Source organism: Citreicella sp. C3M06 (assembly GCF_018860705.1).
Lineage (GTDB): Bacteria > Pseudomonadota > Alphaproteobacteria > Rhodobacterales > Rhodobacteraceae > Salipiger.
Genome location: NZ_JAHKQA010000078.1, coordinates 16729 through 34902, shown reverse-complemented (window position 1 = coordinate 34902; position 18174 = coordinate 16729). Strand labels below are relative to the sequence as shown.

The window sequence follows — 18174 nt, the reverse complement described above, 5'->3', positions numbered from 1 at the left end:
CGCATTGCGCACCGGCGCGGCCCCTTGCCTTCGCCGCGGTTGGGAAACCCTCTCAATCAACCTCTAATCCGCGGACTTGTGTATTTTCTCCGCCGCAGGGCGCATTCACTCATCGTAGATCGCGACCTCGGGCGCGGTGCCTTCTTGCACCCATCCGCGATACATCCCTTCGGAATTGAACGGCAACGTCAGCACCCCCTTAGCATCAACCGCGATCACCCCCCCCGAGCCGTCATTCTGACCCAGGTCCTGCATCACCACGTGGCGCGCGGCGTCGATCACGCTTTCACCCCGGTGGCGCATGCGCGCGGCGATCTCGGCCCCGGCGGTGTAGCGGATGAACACCTCGCCATGCCCCGTCCCCGACACCGCACAGGTGGCGTTTTCTGCGAAGTTCCCTGCCCCCGGCATGGGGGTGTCACCAACGCGCCCGGGCATCTTGCCGGTCCACCCCCCGGTCGAGGTCGCCGCCGCAACATTGCCCTGCCGGTCACAGGCCACCGCGCCCACGGTGCCGTGACGGCGGGCGGGATCATCGTCATCCTCGCCTTTGGCCTGCATCGCGAGCGTATCCTGCAAGGCATCCCACCGCGCCTGGGTAAAGAAATAGTCGGCCTCGGGGAATTCCAGCCCCGCCTTGCGCCCCAGCTCCAGCACATGATCGCCGATCATGCACACATGCGGCGTGGTTTCCATCACCAGCCGGGCCAGAAGCACCGGGTTCTTGGGGCCGAAGACGCCCGCCACCGCCCCGGTGGAGCGGTCGCGCCCGTCCATGATGCTGGCGTCCATCTCTTGGCGCCCGGCGGTGGTGAACACCGCACCACGCCCGGCGTTGAACAGCGGCTCATCCTCGAGCGCGCAAACCGAGGCGGTCACTGCATCCACCGCCGAGCCGCCCGCGCGCAACACGTCCTCGCCTGCCTTCAATGCGGCGTGCAAACCGGCCTTGTAGGCGGCCTCGCGTTCGGGGGTCATGGTAGATTTCAGGATGGTGCCGGCCCCGCCGTGAATGGCAAGCGCATAGGGTTGGTTGGTCATGTTCTAGCCTTTCAGCCCGGCCTGTTCGGCGCAATAACGGGCGATGTCCGCATGGGTGGCGACCCAGCAATCGCCCTGGGATGTGATATGATCCAGCAATTCCTCGAGGATGAAGATCCGCGAGCGATAGCCGGTGATATGCGGATGCATGGTCAGCAGGAACAGCCCACCCTCGGCATAGGCCCCGTCGAATTCGCGGCGAAAGATATCCAGCACGGCCTCTGGCGGGGTATAGGGCCGCTGCGCCCCGAAGCGGTTCATCATGAAATAGGGCGCGTCGTCGCGGATCCATTCCACGGGAAGCTCGACGATGCCGGTGTCCTCGCCGTCCTGTACGATCTCATAGGGGTCGTTATCGGCGAAAAGCGAGCTGTCATAGATCAGTTCCATCTCGCGCGCGATGCCAAGCGTGGCGGCGGAATAATCCCACGACGGCGTGCGCATCCCCACCGGGCGCTGGCCGGTGATCCGTTCCAGCGCATCGGCCGAGCGCAGCATCAGGTCGCGCTCCGCGTCGCCGGGAAGTTCGGTATTGCGTTCGTGAATCCACCCGTGCAGGCCGATTTCATGGCCCTCGGCAGCAAGCGACGCCTGTTCCTCGGGATGCAACAACGCCGACACGGCGGGCACAAAAAAGCTCGCCTTGGCCCCGTGCCGATCCAGAACGCGGCGAATGCGCGGGATGCCTTGGCGCGAGCCGTATTCCCCCCAGCTAAGCCGCGCGACAGACTCGCCGCCATCGCGCAATTCGCTGGTTTCATGATCGCTGTCGAAACTGAGTGCCACGGCGCAGCGCGCGCCTCCCGGCCAACGGTCGGGTTTGAGCGATCGCCCCGCGCGTACGGCGCCGACCATGGTGCGCCAGGTGGGTTCATCCCATTGCCAGGGGTGTTGGGTCATGCGTGTCCTCCATCAACCGACAGCACCTGCCCGCTGATCCAACCTGCCTGCGCGGAGACAAGGAAGCAGACCGCCGTGGCGATGTCGTCGGGTTTGCCCAGACGGCGGGCGTGGATGCCGTTCAGGACGTGTTGCTGTTTCTCGGGGCCAAAGGCGGCCCATTGTTTTTCCGTCGACGGGTTGGACAAGACGAACCCGGGAGCGACGGAATTCACCGTGATCCCCTCTGGCCCAAGTTCGAGCGCCAATTGACGTGTCAGCCCGACCAATGCGTGTTTGGCGGCCGCATAGGCCTGTATCCCGGTGAGCGACGGGCGTAGCCCCGCCCCCGAAGTGATGGTGACGATGCGCCCTGCCCCGCGCGCCTTCATCCCCGGCGCGACCGCCTGCGCGCACCACATGGCCGCATCGACATTGGCGGCGAAGATCGCGTGCCAATCGGGGTCGGTGATCTCGTCGATCGGGCGGCCCACCTGTCCGCGCACCCCCCCCGCCGAACAGACCAGCCCGTCGATATGACCGTATTGCGCCGCAACCTCGACCAGCGCCGCATGGGCGCCGTCGCGGGAGCCAAGGTCGGCCACGTGATGCGACATGCCGTCCAACCCAGCCATGCCGCCGCCGTCGATGTCGAGCGCCGCAACCCGCGCGCCCGATGCGACCAGCTGGCGGCAAATCGCCGCCCCGATCCCCTGCGCCGCCCCGGTGACGGCGAACACCTGCCCCGACAGATCTATGCGCATAGCGGTACCAACCTATCGACCAGTTCGGCGGATTGAACGCAACGCCCCGCCTCGATCTCGTGGATCAGATCGATCATCCCCGCCAGCACCGGCATGGACAGGCCTTGCTTTGCGGCGAGGGAGACCATGATGCCCATCTGCGCGTCGACCTCGGTCTTGCGTTTGCGCACCGCCAGATCGCGCCAGATGCCGGAATGGGTTTTGGCGGTCTTGCGATTATGCGCAATCATCACATCCATCGCGCGGGTCATACCCGCCGCGTCGCGCGCCAGAAACGCCGCCGGATCAAACCCGTTGAACCCGATCGGGCGCGCGCCCTGCGACGCGGCGAGGGTCATGATCTCATGCCCAAGTGCTTCGTAAACCAGGCGATGTTCGGGGCGTGCCATGGCGTCGGACATGCTGTCAGGCGTCAGCGCGGTACAGAACAACAGCGCGCCATAGCCCATCTTGCCCCACAAATAGCCCCAGATGTTGCCGGTCAGCACCGCGTCAGGTTCGACGATGGACAAAAGCCCATGGACCTCACGCGCACGATCCGTGATCGTCTCGTCCAGCTCGCCCACCGCAACGGCGGCGCGATTGCCGTAAAGGATGCGCCCCGGCGCGATCCAATCCGCGCCAAAGTTCACGAAACAGCCCACGGTGCGCTCGGCCCCGATGCGCTCGGCGATAACCCGTTCGTTAAGCCCGTTCTGCGCTGACACCACGTAGCCGCCCGGTGCCAGATGCGGCAAGAGCTGGTCCAGCGCCTGTTCGGTGTGATGCGCCTTGACCGCAAGGATGATGCAATCGAACGTGCCGCTCATCTCCTCCGGGGTTGAAGCGGGCAAAACCTGGGTGAATGTCTCGACCGGGCCTTCGATGTGCAGCCCGGTGTTGCGCATGGCCGCGACGTGATCGGCCTCGATATCCACCATGTGGACCGCATGGCCAGCCCGCGCCAGATAAGCCCCGATCACGCCGCCGATGGCCCCTGCCCCCCAGATCAGCGTCGTCATGCCCAATCGCCCTCCAGCAACGCCCGGGTTTCCTCGACCGCGACGGACCACAGCCGATCCGTATCCGCATCAGGCTTTTGATAGACCCCGCCGTAATTGCCATCGCCGATCAGCGCCCGCACCCCGGCGGCATCGCGGTCGCGCAGCCGATCAAACGGCACAAAGGGTTTTTGTTCCTCGGGCATTTGCCGACCCGGAAGGCGCGTCCACGGGAAATTTTCCATCCAGCTGGCATGGCTCGCCACCGGGTCGATATCCTGCACGCAGGCCCATGTCTTCGGCGCGCGCCACCAGTCGTGAAAGCGGCAGCGCGCACCGGGGCTCGCTTCCATCCATTCCATCGTCACGGGCTGCACCGGGCTGTTGCCGCCGTGACCGTTGACGATCAGCACCCGGCGAAACCCGGTTTTGTAAAGCGAATCCAGAATGTCGCGCAGCAACGCCGCATAGGTGGTCAGCCGCAACGACACGCTGCCCGGAAAGCCCATGAAATAGGGCGTCAACCCATAGGCCACCGCCGGGAACACCGGCACACCCAGCGGTTCGGCCGCATCCGCCGCGACCTTTTCCGACAAAATCGAATCCACCGACAGCGACAGATAGGCGTGCTGTTCGGTCGAGCCCAGCGGCAGCACGCAGCGATCATCGGTTTCAAGGTAACGTTCCACCTCAAACCAGTTGGAGTCGGAAATCTTCATGATGCGGTGTCCTTTTCGTGCAAAGCCAGACGCGCGGCCTCGATGGCCGGCAATAGATCGCGGCGCAGGGATTGGTTGTCGGGCGTGTGACGGTATTCAAAGGCGATCTGCCCCGCGTGCAGCGAATCCAGCAGATATTCCGCCCCGGTCGCATAGATCAGCACATCCGCCGCCGCCAGCGTGGCATCGGTCTCCGCATCCCCCCGCACCACCATCGCCAGATCCGAGATATGCGGCGCAAATCGCAAAATCCCCGCCTTCATGATCGCAAGGAAACCGGGGAAATAGGTATAGCCGACCACCCGCGCCTCGGTCGGGATCGAGGCCAGCGCGACCCTCGTCGCCTCGTTCGGGATCAGCATAAGGTCGAGAACCGGCAGCCCGGGAAACAGCGCTTGTACCTGCGTGCGCAGGGTGCGCGGGGCAATGATCAGGTCGATGCCTTCGGGGGGCGCCTGCTCGATCTCGCTCAGCGTCATGGCACGCAGGGTATCGCCCTGTGTCAGGGCTGGGCGGATCGCCTCGGCATAGGCTTCGGTCGCATCGTGGAAATTGCCCGCAAGCAACAAGCACATCGGCGCGGAGCTGTCGGTTCGGGTCATGGTCAGCCGCATGGCAAGTTCGGCCGGGCCGATGCCGCAGTCGCGCCCCAACCGCACAAGTTCAGCGATCTTGCGATCCAACAGACGCAGATGCTCGCGCCCCACCTGCGCCGGGGCATTGCCGCTCACGAACGTGCCCGAGCCAATGCGCGCCTCGATATGCCCTGCTTCCTGAAGCGCGGCATAGACGCCGCTGACCGTCACGGGGGACAAGCCGCACCGCTTTGCCATGTCGCGCACCGACGGCAACCGCGCGCGCGCAGGCAATTCGCCGCTGGCGATGCCGAATTCGATGCCCCCCCGCAATTGCGTGGAAACCGACACCGAACTGGTCCGGTCGATCGCCTTGGCAATCCGGTCGATCGCCTGTTCCATTTGCAACTGTGTACCATTCATACTGTAACACTTGCTCAAATATCACGCCCTGCCAAGCGGAAATTTTCTGATCAAATGCTAATTTAATAAGCTAATCTGCCGCCCGTTACGTCGATGTGTTACATAACACTCTTGACCATCGAAAAAAACCCACCTTAGTGTTTCACCATAATATAACACAGGGAACCATCCATGATGACCATGCAACGACTGCGCTGTGCCACTGCCGCCCTTGCGCTGCTCGCCGCCACCCCTCTTGCTGCCGCAGATCTGACCATCGGCCTGCGCGCCGGGCCCGATTCCATCGACCCGCATTGGTCGACCCTTGGCAGCCAGGCCGAAGCACTGCGCCACATCTACGACACGCTGGTCGATGTGGATGACAAGCTCCAGCTCAAACCCGGCCTTGCCGTGTCCTGGGAGCCGATCGACGACACCACGTGGGAATTCAAGCTGCGCGAGGGTGTGAAGTTCCACGATGGTACCGACTTCACCGCCGAGGACGTCAAGTTCTCGATCGACCGTATCCCCGTCGTCACCGGCCCGATGCCGATGACCCTTTATACCAAATACGTCGATAGCGTCGAAGTGGTCGATGACTACACCTTGCGCGTCAAGACCAAGGGCATCGCCCCCGCGCTGCCCAATGATTTCACCCGCCTGTTCGTGGTGCCGTCCGAAACCGGGATGGAGGCTGGAAACGAGGAATTCAATTCCGGCGAAAAGGCCATCGGCACCGGCCCGTTCACCTTTGTCAGCTGGGAGCCCAAGGGCGATCTGGTGGTCGAGAAATTCGATGGCTGGTGGGGCGGCGACGTGGCCTGGGACAAGGTCATCCGCAAGGAAATTCCCGATGATGCTGCCCGCGTTGCCGCGCTGCGCTCGGGTGAGGTGGACCTGATCAACTATGTCCCCGCCTCGGATTTCCTCGCAATGAAGAACGACAGCGATCTGGAAACCTTCATCTCGGATTCGATCTATATCCTGAACGTGCAGCCCAGCTTCGAGGATGAGCTGCCCCAGAAGGTGAAGGTCAACGGGGTCGAGATCGACGAAAACCCGCTTCAGGATCTGCGCGTGCGCAAGGCACTGGACCTTGCCATCAACCGCGACATCCTTGTGAACGTGGTGCTTGAAGGACTGGGCACCCCCGCCAACCAGCTGATGCCCGAAGGCTTCTTCGGCTACACCGACAAGATCGGCACCAAGGAATACGACATCGAACAGGCCAAGGCCCTGCTGGCCGAGGCGGGCTATCCCGACGGGTTCGAAATCGATCTCACCTGCACCAACAACCGCGTGCCCGGCGATGCCGTGGTGTGCGAGGCACTGGCGCAGATGTGGTCGCGGCTTGGCCTCAAGGTCAACGCACAGGCGCTGAACGGCACCGTGTTCTTCCCCGCCGCCGCACGGCAGGAATATTCCATGTCAATGTCGGCTTGGGGCACGCTCACCGGTGAGGCCGCCTATACCTATGGCGCGATGGTGCGCACCGCGGATGCGGAAAAGGGCTTTGGCAACTTCAACCGCGGCGAATATTCCAACCCGGAATTCGACAAGGTCTTTGACGAAGGCGCCCAGACGCTCGACCCCGAAAAGCGCAAGGCACTTTACGAAGATGCCTCGTACATCGCGATGGAAGACCGCGCGCTCATCCCCACGGTGATCCTGCAAACCGTTTGGGGAGCCGAGGCCGGCACGCTGAGCTTTGCCCCGCGCGTCGATCAGGAAACCCGCGCCTACGAGATCACCCCCGTCGAATGATCGCGGCGTCTCTCTGATCTATCTACCAGCCGGGCCGCCGTTGCTGTGGCCCGGCACGACTGACCGGCACCCGTACACCATGGGTGCCGGTGCTTTTCGCCCGAAAGGACCCCCATGCTTGGATATTTCGTGCAAAGACTGGCGCAAGCTGTGGTCGTGGTTTTCGCCATGTCGATCATCGTCTTCGTCGGCGTCTATGCCATTGGCAACCCGATCGACGTGCTGATCGACCCCGGCGCCACGCAGGAAATCCGGGCCAAGCTGATCGCCCAATACGGGCTGGATCAACCGCTCTGGCGGCAATATCTTACCTTTCTCGTCAACGTGGCACAGGGCGATATGGGCACGTCGATGGTCTATAACATCCCCGTCGTCGACCTTGTGTTCTCGCGCCTTCCGGCCACGTTGGAACTGGTGTTCGTGTCGGTGGTGATCGCCACCGGCATCGGCATTCCGGCGGGGCTGTATGCCGGGTATCGCCCCGACAGCTATGGGGCAAAGGCGATCATGGCGCTGTCGGTGCTTGGCTTTTCGGTGCCGACCTTCTGGATCGGGATGCTGTTGATCATGACCTTTGCGGTGAACCTTGGGGTATTGCCCTCGGGCGGGCGCGGGGATCTGGGGACGGTGCTTGGCATCGACACCTCGCTTGCGACGCTGGACGGGTGGAGCCATGTGATCATGCCCGCGCTGAACCTGTCACTGTTCAAGATGGGCCTGATGATCCGCCTGACCCGCGCCGGCATGGTCGAGGCGATGCGAACCGATTACGTGAAATTCGCCCGCGCGCAGGGACTGACCGACCGCCAGATCGTGTTCTCCCATGTGCTGCGCAACATCTCGATCCCGATCGTCACCGTGTTCGGCCTTGAACTGGGCTCGACGCTGGCCTTCGCCGTCGTCACCGAAAGCGTGTTCACATGGCCCGGCGTGGGCAAGTTGATCATCGACTCGATCCTGCAATTGGACCGCCCGGTGATGGTCACATACCTGGTGATGGTGGTGATCCTGTTCGTGCTCATCAACCTGACCGTCGATCTGGTCTATGCACGGCTTGATCCGCGCGTGCGTCTGAAAGGGGGAGCATGATGCCCGACGTTTCCATCGACCATGACACGCTGTCGCCCGATGGCGCGACCTCGACCACCGCATCGGGCGCGCCGGTGCAGACCCGCGCCGCCCGTCTGCGCGCATTCTGGTCCGATTTTTGCCGCGCCCCGGTGGCGGTGGTGTCGCTGATCGTCATCATCCTGTTGGCCGTGGTTTCGTTCGGCGCGCCCTGGGTGTCGCCGCAGGACCCCTATGACATGGCCTCGCTGGACTGGATGGATGCGTTTCTGAAACCCGGATCGGTCGGCGCCGGAGGCTATACGCATTGGCTGGGAACCGACAATGTCGGGCGCGACATGCTGTCGGCGATCTTTTACGGGCTGCGCACGTCCTTTGTCATCGGGCTGAGCGCCGGGGTGCTGGCGCTTGCGCTGGGGATTTGCGTCGGGCTGAGCGCGGCCTATTTCGGCGGGCGGCTTGAAAGCCTGCTGATGCGCATCATCGATCTGCAACTGTCGATGCCCGCGATCCTTCTCGCGCTGGTTCTGGTGGCGATGATGGGGCAAGGCGTGGGCCAGATCATCCTTGCGCTGGTGGTGGCGCAATACGCCTATTTCGCCCGCACCACCCATGGCGCGGCCACGGTCGAACGCGGCAAGGATTATATCGAGGCCGCCCGGTCGACCCCCCTGCCCGCCCGCCGCGTGGTGTTTCGCCACCTGTTGCCCAATGTGCTGCCGCCGCTGATCGTGGTGGCCACGGTTCAGGTGGCCTCGGCCATCGCGCTGGAAGCAACGCTGTCGTTCCTGGGCGTGGGACTGCCCTTGACCGAACCCTCGCTTGGCTCGCTCATTTCCAATGGTTTTAAATACATCCACACCGACCGGACGTGGTTGTCGATCTATCCCGGAGTGTTCCTCATGATCACCGTCGTCGCCATCAACCTTGTCGGGGACCAGGTCCGTCACGTGCTTGACCCAAGGAACCAACGATGAGCGCCGCGCTGGATGTCCGGGGCCTGACCACCCGGTTCGACACCCGCAAGGGCCCGGTGACCGCGGTCAATGACGTCAGCTTCAGCGTCCAACCGGGGCGCATCATGGGACTGGTGGGCGAAAGCGGATCGGGCAAAAGCGTCACCGGCTTTTCCATCCTCGGGCTGATTGATGCGCCGGGGCAGATCACCGAAGGTCAGGTGCTGGTCGATGGCACCGACCTGCGCAGCCTCTCGCCGGACGCGCTGCGCCGGATGCGGGGCAAGCATGTGGCCATGGTGTTTCAGGACCCGATGATGACGCTGAACCCGGTGCTGCGGGTGGGCGATCAGATGGCGATGGCGGTGCGCGTGCATGACCGCGTGTCCAAATCCGCCGCATGGGATCGCGCTCGGCAGGCGCTGGAAACCGTGGGCATCCCCGCGCCTGCCGAGCGCCTGCGCGCCTATCCGCATCAGCTGTCAGGAGGGATGCGCCAGCGCGTCGCCATCGCCACGGCGTTGCTGCACCGCCCCTCGGTGATCATCGCGGATGAACCGACCACCGCGCTGGATGTTTCGATCCAAGGGCAAATTCTGGCCGAGGTGCGCCGCCTTGCAGATGAAACCGACACCGCCATCGTCTGGGTCACCCATGACCTGGCCGTGGTCAGCAGCCTCGCCGACGATATCTGCGTCATGTACGCGGGCCGCATCGTCGAAAGCGGCAGCGCCGAAGCGGTACTGTCGGCCCCCAAACACCCCTATACCCGCGGCCTGATCGACAGCGTGCCCGCGCGCCACGCCCCCGGACAGCCCCTGCCCCAGATCCCCGGCGCGACGCCGCAGCTCATCAACCTGCCGCAGGGCTGCGCCTTTCGGCCCCGTTGTCCCCGCGCCACCGACCTTTGTGCCATGCAACCGCCCCAAGCGGGCGAGGCGCATTTCGCCCTGTGTCACCATCCCCTGACTGGAAGCCAGACATGAGCCTGCTGACCGTTTCGGGCGTATCGAAGCGTTTCGAAAACGCCCCCGGCCCCATCACCCGCCTTGCCGACCGCCTGACCGGACAGGACAGCCGCCGCACGGTTCACGCGCTGTCGGATGTGTCGTTGAGCGTGGCCCAAGGCGAGGTGCTCGGCCTTGTCGGAGAATCCGGCTGCGGCAAATCCACGCTCGGGCGTTTGGTGTCAGGCATCTACGCGCCCTCGGATGGTGATATTCGTCTGCATGGGCAACCCGTCGCTACGGAGCATCGCGGCAGTGTCACCAAGACCACGACCCGCGTGCAGATGATCCACCAGGACCCGTTCGCCAGCCTCGATCCGCGTATGCGCGTGGGCGAAACCATCGCCGAAGGGCCACGCCAGCATGGGCTCTGGTCCGCATCCGAGGCGGCGCAGAACACCCGCGATCTGCTGGAGCAGGTGGGCCTAGAGGGCGCTTATGCCGACCGCCTGCCCCACCAGTTTTCCGGCGGTCAGCGCCAGCGCATCGCCATTGCTCGCGCGTTGGCCATGCAGCCCGATCTGCTGGTGTTGGACGAAGCCGTTGCCTCGCTGGATGTGTCCATTCAGGCGCAGGTGCTCAACCTGTTCATGGATCTGCGCAAGCGGCTTGGCCTTACGGCGATCTTCATCAGCCACGATCTGGGCGTGGTGCGCCATGTCTGCGACCGCGTGGCGATCATGTATCTTGGCCGCGTGGTCGAGATGGGAAGCGCCGAGACGCTTTATGCAAATCCGCAGCATCCCTACACCCGCGCGCTGCTCGCCTCGGTCCCGACTCTGGGCACCGGGCGTGCTGCGTTCCATCCTATCAAGGGGGAAATCCCGTCGCCACTCAACCCGCCCTCGGGCTGCGCGTTTCATCCGCGGTGTCCCCATGCCGGGCCCCGTTGTCACGCTGAGGTGCGGATGCTCAGCGACATTGGGACGCAACAATCCGCCTGTCATTTGCATCACGGGGGCACGAGCGAGGAAGCCGCGTGACGAGAGGGGGGCGCCGACAGCCAGAAGACTTACAGCGATGCGGCAATCCACCATCATCTCGCCTATAACCCTTGCAAGAACCGGCACTGCCCCAAGTGTCAGGGCCCGACGGCGCGCGACTGGAAGAAAGCGCGTGCCGAGGACTTTCTCCCGGTGGAGTATTTCCACGTGGTCTTTACCCTCCCAGCCGAGATCGCGCAGATCGCCTATTGAAACAAGCGGGAGATTTACGGCCTGTTATTCAAGGCATCCGCCGAAACTGTGACGACCATCGCGGCAGCCCCCGGACACATAGGTGCGCGGGTGGGTATGACCCGCGCGCTGCACAGCTGAGGCTCGGCGTCGTGATGAAAGCACGCCTATGGCGTGACCCCACCACCCGCATATTCATATGATCGTGCCAAGCGGCGGTTTGTCATCCGACGGCACACGGTTGGCCCCCTGCAAACCCGGCTTCTTCCTGCATGTGCAAGTGCTGTCGCGCCTGTTCCTCGACGGGCTGCTGACCCTATATCACGCTGGGGAGCTGGCCTTCTACGGCGATATCAAACGCCTGCCTGGTCAGCGCCGATGCCGAGCCTTGCGCACACCGCATCCCCGCTGCGGCGGCCCCATGCGCATAATCGAGATATCTCGGCGTGGGCGAAAACCGATGTCGCGCGCTCCAGCCAAGGAGCAGGCCGCATGATCAATCTCCTGCCATCAACCATCTTTTACAGAATGACACCGGCTGCTCCCCGTAGCCCCGCCCAAGCCGGTATGCGCCTGCCATCATCAGTTGGAATGCTCGGGTGCATTTGTTTTCAGCCTTTCCGTGTTGCTGGTTGCCCCAAGCCTGCGCGCACTTGCCCCATAGCCTGATCCGAGACCCCCGCGGTTTCCCCTTCCGAGGTTCATCGACGCGGGTCGCCACCGCCCGCATCGAAAACCCTTCAGGAAAGGGGAATTTCGCTACAATTGCTCCGGTCATACCTCAGAATGGCGAAAACCGTCGTTCAGGCACCGGGAACAACCTCCCATTTTTCCGGCGCCCTTCTTCAACAAGCAGGACGAGCGTGTTTGCAGAATAATTGGGTCGAAATCCGTCAGGAGCCGAACTTCAGCACAGGGATCTCTGCCCCGGCGTGCAGCATCGCGTCGGGTCCTGAAAGCATCGCGATGCCATCCGCCGCCGCCAGTGGCGACAGGCTGGCCGAACTCCCCCGGCTGATGATCGTCGCGTAAGGCGTGCCACCAGATTGATCCATGGCAAGCGAGACCGGAACGAATTCTGCATTGCCGCTTCTGATCCGGGTATTCGCGGATAGCCGGGCGGGACGTGTTTCGCATGAGAAGATCGCCGCGCCGAGTGCGGTTTCGATCATGTGGCGCACCACAAGATAATAACCAACAGCGGCCGCAAAGGGGTTGCCCGGCAATGTCACGACCGGCACGCCGTTCAACAGATGCAGGCCCAGAGGCTTGCCCGGGCGCATTTTTACGCCCTGAAAGATCTCTTCGGCGCCAGTGATGCCAAGCGCGGCGCCCACCGGATCCGCGCGCCCCACCGAAGCGCCCCCGGTGGTCAACACCAAATCGGCGCAGGCGGCGGCTTCCTGCAGGGCCTCGGCCACCCTTTCTGTCTGGTCCGGTTGCACACCGAGGTCGATCAGGCGAAGGCTTGGGTGTTGCAGCTCCATGGAAAGGAAACTGCGGACAGAGTCATGAATCTGACCCGGACGCAGTGGCGCGCCTGCCGTGACGATTTCATCGCCGGTCGAGACCAGTGCAATGCGCAACGGCGCGCGAACCGATGCCTGCGCGGTCCCGCTCGCCGAGGCAACCGCCGCGAGCCGGGGCGTCACGATCCTGCCCGCAGGGGCAAGCAGCGCACCTGCGGCGACATCCTCGCCCACGCCGCGGATATGGGGCTTTGCCGAAGGCGCGGTGTGTAAAACCACACGCCCTTCGCGCAGATGGCAGCGTTCTTGCTCGACCACGACATCCGCGCCCTGCGGTATCGGTGCCCCGGTGGTGATCGGACAAGCCATTCCTTTGCGCATCACCCGTGGCGCGCTGCCCGCGAGGATCGGCGCATCGAGTGGCAAACCGATGGTCATCGCCTGCTCAAGGTCATCCCGTGCCAAGGCAAAGCCATCCATTGCCGCATTTGCGAAGGGCGGCACGGGATGGTTGGCCACAAGGGGCTCTGCCAGAATGCGGCCACGCAGGGAATGCAGCGGCGCCCTTGCCGCCAACGGCCTGCCGGGGGCATGGGCCGTAGCCAGTTCAAGCGCACGCTCGACACTGATGCTTTGACGATGGCTGACCGCGCAGCCAGCGAGGATGGGAGATGTGAAGCTCATTTCTGAGCCTCCGCGGCGAGACAGACAGCGAGGCCTGTTGCGGCAGGCCCACGCGGAGCCTGCACTGTCCCTTGGTGCCTGAGCGACTTCAGGCCAATCTTTGGCATCACGAGGTCCAATTCGGTCAAGACAAGATCGGGCATGGCAAAACTCCGCGTTCGCAATGAAGGTCGGTTAGAGAAAGGCGCTACCGCAGGGTCATGGCAGCGCCGGCTCGGGCATGTTCACAGCTGCGGCGGCCAGCATCTCGGCCACCGAGGTGATCTTTTCGCGCGGCTTGCCTTGGGCCGCGCCGACCGTCTGTTCCATCTGGTCGATCCGGTGCCAACCGGCCAGATTCACTGTCTGTGCAGCCCCGGTTTGCAACCGTGACAACAGTCGAGACCGCAGGGACGGATCACGGGTCAGCCGATCCGCGCGCAGATCCGCAAGCACGGCTTCGGCGGTTTCCGCGGCACATTCGCGATTGGTTCCGATGATGCCGCTCGGACCGCGCCGGATCCAGCCAGCGGTATAGAGGCCGGAAACCGTCTCACCGTCGCGATCAATGACGCGCCCTTCGCGCGATGGGATCACCCCCTTGGCGTCATCGAAGGGCACACCCGGTAGCGGGGTGCCGCGATAACCGACGCTGCGCAGCACCAGCCCGGCAGACAGTTCTGTCTCGGCTTCTGTCGCAACCGCACGGCGGGCGAAGGCCTCTCCTTCAAGCTTGCAGCGGGAAAGTACCACGCGTTCGGCGCGACCCTCGCCTTCGATCCGGGAGGGTGAGAGCAGGAAGCGGAAATGCACCCGTCGTGCAGCCTTGCGTGGTTCATCGGGATGAGAAAATCCCTTCAGAATGGTCAACATGCGGGCTGCGGCGTCCATTTCATCGGGGCTGGCTGATGCCTCATCTATTTCGGCCGGGTCAAAGACAGCTTCCACACCGGGAATTGCTGCGAATTCGCGTAGTTCCCGAATAGAAAAGCTTGCCTGCAGCGGGCCGCGCCGTCCGGCCACCACGATATCGGTGATGCAGCTGTCTGAAAGCACTTTCAGCGCATGATCACAGATGTCGCTGGAGGCGAGATCTTCGGGCGTTTTCGCCAGTATCCGGCAGACATCCAGCGCCACATTGCCATTGCCGATGATTGCGGCGCAGGGGTGCGAGAGATCAAAGCTATGGTCACGAAACTCTGGATGGCCGTTGTACCAGCTTACAAATTCTGTAGCGGAATGGCTTCCCGGCAGACTCTCGCCGGGGATGCCCAGTTTGCGATCCGAAATCGCGCCCGTCGCAAGGATGACCGCGTCATAGGCCGCGCCCAATTCCTCGAATGAGACATCGCGTCCAGCGGTGACATTGCCGATGAACGAAAAATCCGGATGCGCTGCGACCGTTTCGAAAACCGCCGTGACGCGCTTGAGCTTCTGGTGATCGGGCGCAACGCCATAGCGGACCAAACCGAAGGGCACTGGCAGGCGTTCAAAAATATCGACACACAACGCCTCCCCGGAATTCAACAGCGCCTCGGCGGCATAAAATCCGGCCGGACCGCTGCCGATGATTGCGATGGAACCCGTCATGCCGCACCCTCTGCAAGTAGCGCATCGCGGCGGGCCTCGGCGCCGGGGAGCGGCTCCTGCTTGGCCGTAATCACCGGCAGGATGGCGGATTTTTCTTCGTTCAGCTCGATCATGGGAGACCCGAGAATATCGATATCCTCGACGATCGCCTTGACCGGACATTTGGGAATGCAGGCACCGCAATCGATGCAAAGCACGGGGTCGATGTACAAACGTTCACCGTCCCCGTGGAAGCAATTGACGGGGCAGACCGAGACACAGTCCGTGAAGCGGCAGCCGGCGCAGTTTTCAGTTACAACATGTGTCATCGGTCTGCTCCAGTTCAGCGCTGTGCGACGTAGAAGGCGAGCCCGCTCGAAGCGCTCGAGAACACCACCTTGTCGCCCTTGGCGAACTGGATGACGTCACCGGCGGTAAAGGTCGTGGTCGTGCCGGACTCGTCCTTGACGTCGATCTCGCCTTCGAGCACCAGCTTGTACTCATCGAACTCATAGTCATAGGCCAGCGGCTCACCGCTGCTCATGCGGAACATCCCGAATGTGATCGGTGCGCCGCTGCTCCCCTGTGTCGCGAAATCCTTCATCAGTGCGTCGATCCCCGGCAGGTCGAGCGAAGGCAGATCGGCAGTTGTGACGGCAGCGAATTTTTGAACGGTCATCGTGTTTTCCTTGGTCTTCAGGGTAGAGTGATCCTGCCCGTCACGCCCTGAACAGGCGTGACGGATCAAAGATCGGTGGTGGCGAGTGGTGGTCGTGGGTGTCAGGCTCCGAGGCCTGGCGAGATGTTGTCCAGATTGGCCGGAACGACCTGAACAAGGTTATCCGAGAAGGTCGGCGCCATCCCGAGATTGGCATTGCGGTCCGAACTGACGCAATTCACGGCGGTCCCCGTCAATGACAGCCCCGGCCAATAGCCCAGCGAGGCCGAAACCACGCCGCGGATCACATCCGTGCCAACCTTGGCACGGCCGATGAACTCACCGCGGTCATTGCCGACGCGGACCATCTGGCCATCAGTGATCCCCAGATCGCGGGCATCATCCTCGTTCAAGATGACGACCTGCTCGCCCTGGCGAAGTTGCTGCATCGACTCGTTGGCATATTGCGAATTGATAAAGCCGTGAGATTTTGGCGAGATGATGCTGAACGGGTATTTTTCGGCAAGCTCGGGAGTAGACTGGACGCTTTCATAGGGCGGCTCATACCCGGGCAGCTTGTCCACCGGCTCGCCGGGTTGCTTGTCCGCATACATCGACCGCCAGGGCAGCGCGACAAAGTTACCGTCATCCGCCTGCGTCGTCAGGAATTCGAGCTTTCCCGTCGGTGTCGGGAAATCGCCTTTGGCATGCGGGGTCCGGGTTGCCACATCACCGATGCTGAGCCGTACATATCCTTCCTCGCGCAGGCGATCGTGGGTGATGCCTTCCATCAGATGCGAGTCCCAATTGACGAAATCGCGGATCAGCTCTTCGTCGGATCGCTGCCAATCATCGCCTTCGAATTCCATCACCTTGGCCAGACGGCGGAACAACTCGGTGTTGGGGACCGTCTCGCCCGGCGCGTCGATCGCCTTGTGGTTATAGGTGAAATAGAAGTGACCCCACGAAAACATCAGCTCTTCCTGCTCGGCCTGCATACAGGCGGGCAACAGGATGTCGGCATATTTCGCCGTATCGGTCATGAAAAGCTCACTGCACACCAGGAACAGGTCTTCGCGCATCAGCCCTTCGCGGATCTTGTTCTGCTCGGGCGCCTGCGACATCGGGTTGGCATTATAGACCATCAGCGATTTCAACGGACGCCCATCCTTGGGCTCGGTCAGTGCCTCGCCGATCCGTGTCAGGTTGATCACCCGCGTACCGGGCTTGATGTAATCCGGGCGGCAGATGTGCTCATAGTTCAGAGGGAATTCCCACAACGGCATTTCCAGAACGCCGCCACCGGGATAGCGCCAGGCACCGACAAGCCCGGAGAGCGAGGTGATCGCGCGGATTGCCTGACCACCGTTGCGATTGCGCTCCAACGCGACGCCAAGGCGAATGGCCTGCCCTTTGGTCGTGGCATATTCGCGGGCAAACTCGCGGATAATATCGGCAGGCACACCGGTCAGCTCGGCGCAGCGCTCCACCGGATACTCCTCCAGAACGCGCGCCTTCAGCTCTTCGAAGCCATGGGTATGCTCTGCGATCCAGTCATCATCGGTCAGGCCTTCGGAGATGATCACATGCATCATACCCAGAGCCAGCGCCGCATCGGTGCCCGGTTTCGGCCGGATATGCAGGTCAGCGGCCTTGGCCGTGCGGGTGGAGACCGGATCGATCACCACGACCTTGGCGCCGTTGTTGCGGGCCTCCTGAATGATCGGCCAATGGTGCAGGTTGGTGGTCATGGTGTTGACCCCCCACAGCACGATATATTTCGAGTAGGCAAAGCTTTCGGGATCAACGCCGCCGCTAGGACCGACGGTCATCAGCCACGCCGTCGACGAGCCAGAGGCGCAAAACGTCTTTTCCGCCACGGTAGCGCCAAGCTTGTTGAAGAATGCATCCCCCACGAAGAGCCCGTTGATCGTCCCCTCATGGCCCAGATAATTGTAGGGCATGATCGCCTCGGCACCGAACTCCTCGATGATATCGGTCCAGCGGTTGCGGATTTCAGACAGAGCCTCGTCCCAGGTGATGCGCTCGAATTGGCCGCTGCCCTTGGGGCCGGTACGGCGCATCGGGTACATGAGGCGGTCGGGGTTGTAGTGGTGCTTGTCGAAATCCTTGAGCTTCACGCACAGACCGCCGCGGGTGATCGGATGCTCCGGATTGCCTCTGACCTTGGTCAGAACGCCGTCCTGAACCTCATAGATCATGGCGCATGTGTCGGGACAATCTTGAGGGCAGGCACCGAGAAAATGTTGCTTATCGATTGGCTGGTTCATCTTGGGGTCTCCGGCTCTGGTTCGCTTCGTAGGGTCCGCGGAAGGCTATGTTTGCGGCTTGTCGAAAGTTATAGGTGGCCGGGCTTGGCGGCACGAAGGGCCAAGTATGACAAAAATAATGGTGCCAACGTCATTGGCTGGAATTCCCCCCACCGCCCAACATCAAGACGTACAGCATTTGATCTTAGGGTCCG

Annotated in this window: 16 protein-coding genes and 1 pseudogene; 6 read left to right on the top strand and 11 right to left on the bottom strand. The window is 62.8% G+C overall.

The window, feature by feature from the left end:
* Positions 1-105: 105 nt before the first annotated feature.
* From KO516_RS18520 to KO516_RS18495, 6 genes are read right to left on the bottom strand one after another with little or no spacing between them, the layout of a single operon-like run.
* Complete coding sequence (locus tag KO516_RS18520; protein ID WP_216005274.1) at positions 106-1041, bottom strand: isoaspartyl peptidase/L-asparaginase family protein; 936 nt, start codon at positions 1039-1041, stop codon at positions 106-108.
* 3 nt (positions 1042-1044) lie between these two features.
* Complete coding sequence (locus tag KO516_RS18515) at positions 1045-1941, bottom strand: polysaccharide deacetylase (RefSeq protein ID WP_216005273.1); 897 nt, start codon at positions 1939-1941, stop codon at positions 1045-1047.
* The gene (locus KO516_RS18510) at positions 1938-2684 is read right to left on the bottom strand and encodes an SDR family NAD(P)-dependent oxidoreductase (protein WP_216005272.1); all 747 of its coding nucleotides are present in this window, start codon (positions 2682-2684) and stop codon (positions 1938-1940) included. Before KO516_RS18510 ends, KO516_RS18515 begins: the two co-directional genes overlap by 4 nt.
* Entirely contained in the window at positions 2675-3685 is a 1011-nt protein-coding gene (locus tag KO516_RS18505) for a ketopantoate reductase family protein (protein ID WP_216005271.1), read from the bottom strand. The genes KO516_RS18510 and KO516_RS18505 overlap by 10 nt, the downstream gene beginning before the upstream one ends.
* Entirely contained in the window at positions 3682-4383 is a 702-nt protein-coding gene (locus KO516_RS18500; RefSeq protein WP_216005270.1) for a creatininase family protein, read from the bottom strand. The genes KO516_RS18505 and KO516_RS18500 overlap by 4 nt, the downstream gene beginning before the upstream one ends.
* On the bottom strand, positions 4380-5381 hold the full coding sequence (locus KO516_RS18495) for a GntR family transcriptional regulator (RefSeq protein WP_252737706.1): 1002 nt from the start codon (positions 5379-5381) through the stop codon (positions 4380-4382). The genes KO516_RS18500 and KO516_RS18495 overlap by 4 nt, the downstream gene beginning before the upstream one ends.
* Positions 5382-5552: 171 nt before the next feature.
* Between KO516_RS18495 and KO516_RS18490 the strand changes: the two genes are divergently transcribed.
* From KO516_RS18490 to KO516_RS18465, 6 genes and pseudogenes are all read left to right on the top strand, one after another.
* Positions 5553-7124 (top strand): ABC transporter substrate-binding protein, encoded by a 1572-nt coding sequence (locus KO516_RS18490; protein ID WP_252737705.1) that lies wholly within the window; start codon positions 5553-5555, stop codon positions 7122-7124.
* Positions 7125-7238: 114 nt separating this feature from the next.
* Complete coding sequence (locus KO516_RS18485; protein WP_216005269.1) at positions 7239-8213, top strand: ABC transporter permease; 975 nt, start codon at positions 7239-7241, stop codon at positions 8211-8213.
* Complete coding sequence (locus KO516_RS18480) at positions 8213-9169, top strand: ABC transporter permease (RefSeq protein ID WP_216005268.1); 957 nt, start codon at positions 8213-8215, stop codon at positions 9167-9169. Before KO516_RS18485 ends, KO516_RS18480 begins: the two co-directional genes overlap by 1 nt.
* Positions 9166-10134, top strand: a complete 969-nt coding sequence (locus KO516_RS18475; RefSeq protein ID WP_216005267.1) for an ABC transporter ATP-binding protein — start codon at positions 9166-9168, stop codon at positions 10132-10134. Before KO516_RS18480 ends, KO516_RS18475 begins: the two co-directional genes overlap by 4 nt.
* Positions 10131-11138, top strand: coding sequence for an ABC transporter ATP-binding protein (locus KO516_RS18470; protein ID WP_216005266.1), 1008 nt, complete (start codon positions 10131-10133; stop codon positions 11136-11138). The genes KO516_RS18475 and KO516_RS18470 overlap by 4 nt, the downstream gene beginning before the upstream one ends.
* Before the next feature lie 48 nt (positions 11139-11186).
* A pseudogene (locus KO516_RS18465) lies at positions 11187-11694 on the top strand (transposase zinc-binding domain-containing protein); the annotation flags it as partial.
* A gap of 529 nt (positions 11695-12223) precedes the next feature.
* Here the strand turns inward: KO516_RS18465 and KO516_RS18460 are convergent.
* The 5 genes from KO516_RS18460 to KO516_RS18445 form a co-directional block, all read right to left on the bottom strand.
* Entirely contained in the window at positions 12224-13483 is a 1260-nt protein-coding gene (locus KO516_RS18460; protein WP_216005265.1) for a molybdopterin molybdotransferase MoeA, read from the bottom strand.
* 198 nt (positions 13484-13681) lie between these two features.
* The gene (locus tag KO516_RS18455; protein WP_371742112.1) at positions 13682-15052 is read right to left on the bottom strand and encodes an FAD-dependent oxidoreductase; all 1371 of its coding nucleotides are present in this window, start codon (positions 15050-15052) and stop codon (positions 13682-13684) included.
* Positions 15049-15360 carry a 4Fe-4S binding protein gene (locus KO516_RS24830; RefSeq protein WP_371742105.1) on the bottom strand — a complete coding sequence of 104 codons (312 nt, stop codon included), beginning with the start codon at positions 15358-15360 and terminating at the stop codon, positions 15049-15051. The genes KO516_RS18455 and KO516_RS24830 overlap by 4 nt, the downstream gene beginning before the upstream one ends.
* A gap of 14 nt (positions 15361-15374) precedes the next feature.
* Positions 15375-15710, bottom strand: coding sequence for a cupin domain-containing protein (locus KO516_RS18450; protein WP_216005263.1), 336 nt, complete (start codon positions 15708-15710; stop codon positions 15375-15377).
* A gap of 101 nt (positions 15711-15811) precedes the next feature.
* Positions 15812-17980, bottom strand: coding sequence for a molybdopterin-dependent oxidoreductase (locus KO516_RS18445; RefSeq protein ID WP_256444192.1), 2169 nt, complete (start codon positions 17978-17980; stop codon positions 15812-15814).
* Positions 17981-18174 lie beyond the last annotated feature (194 nt).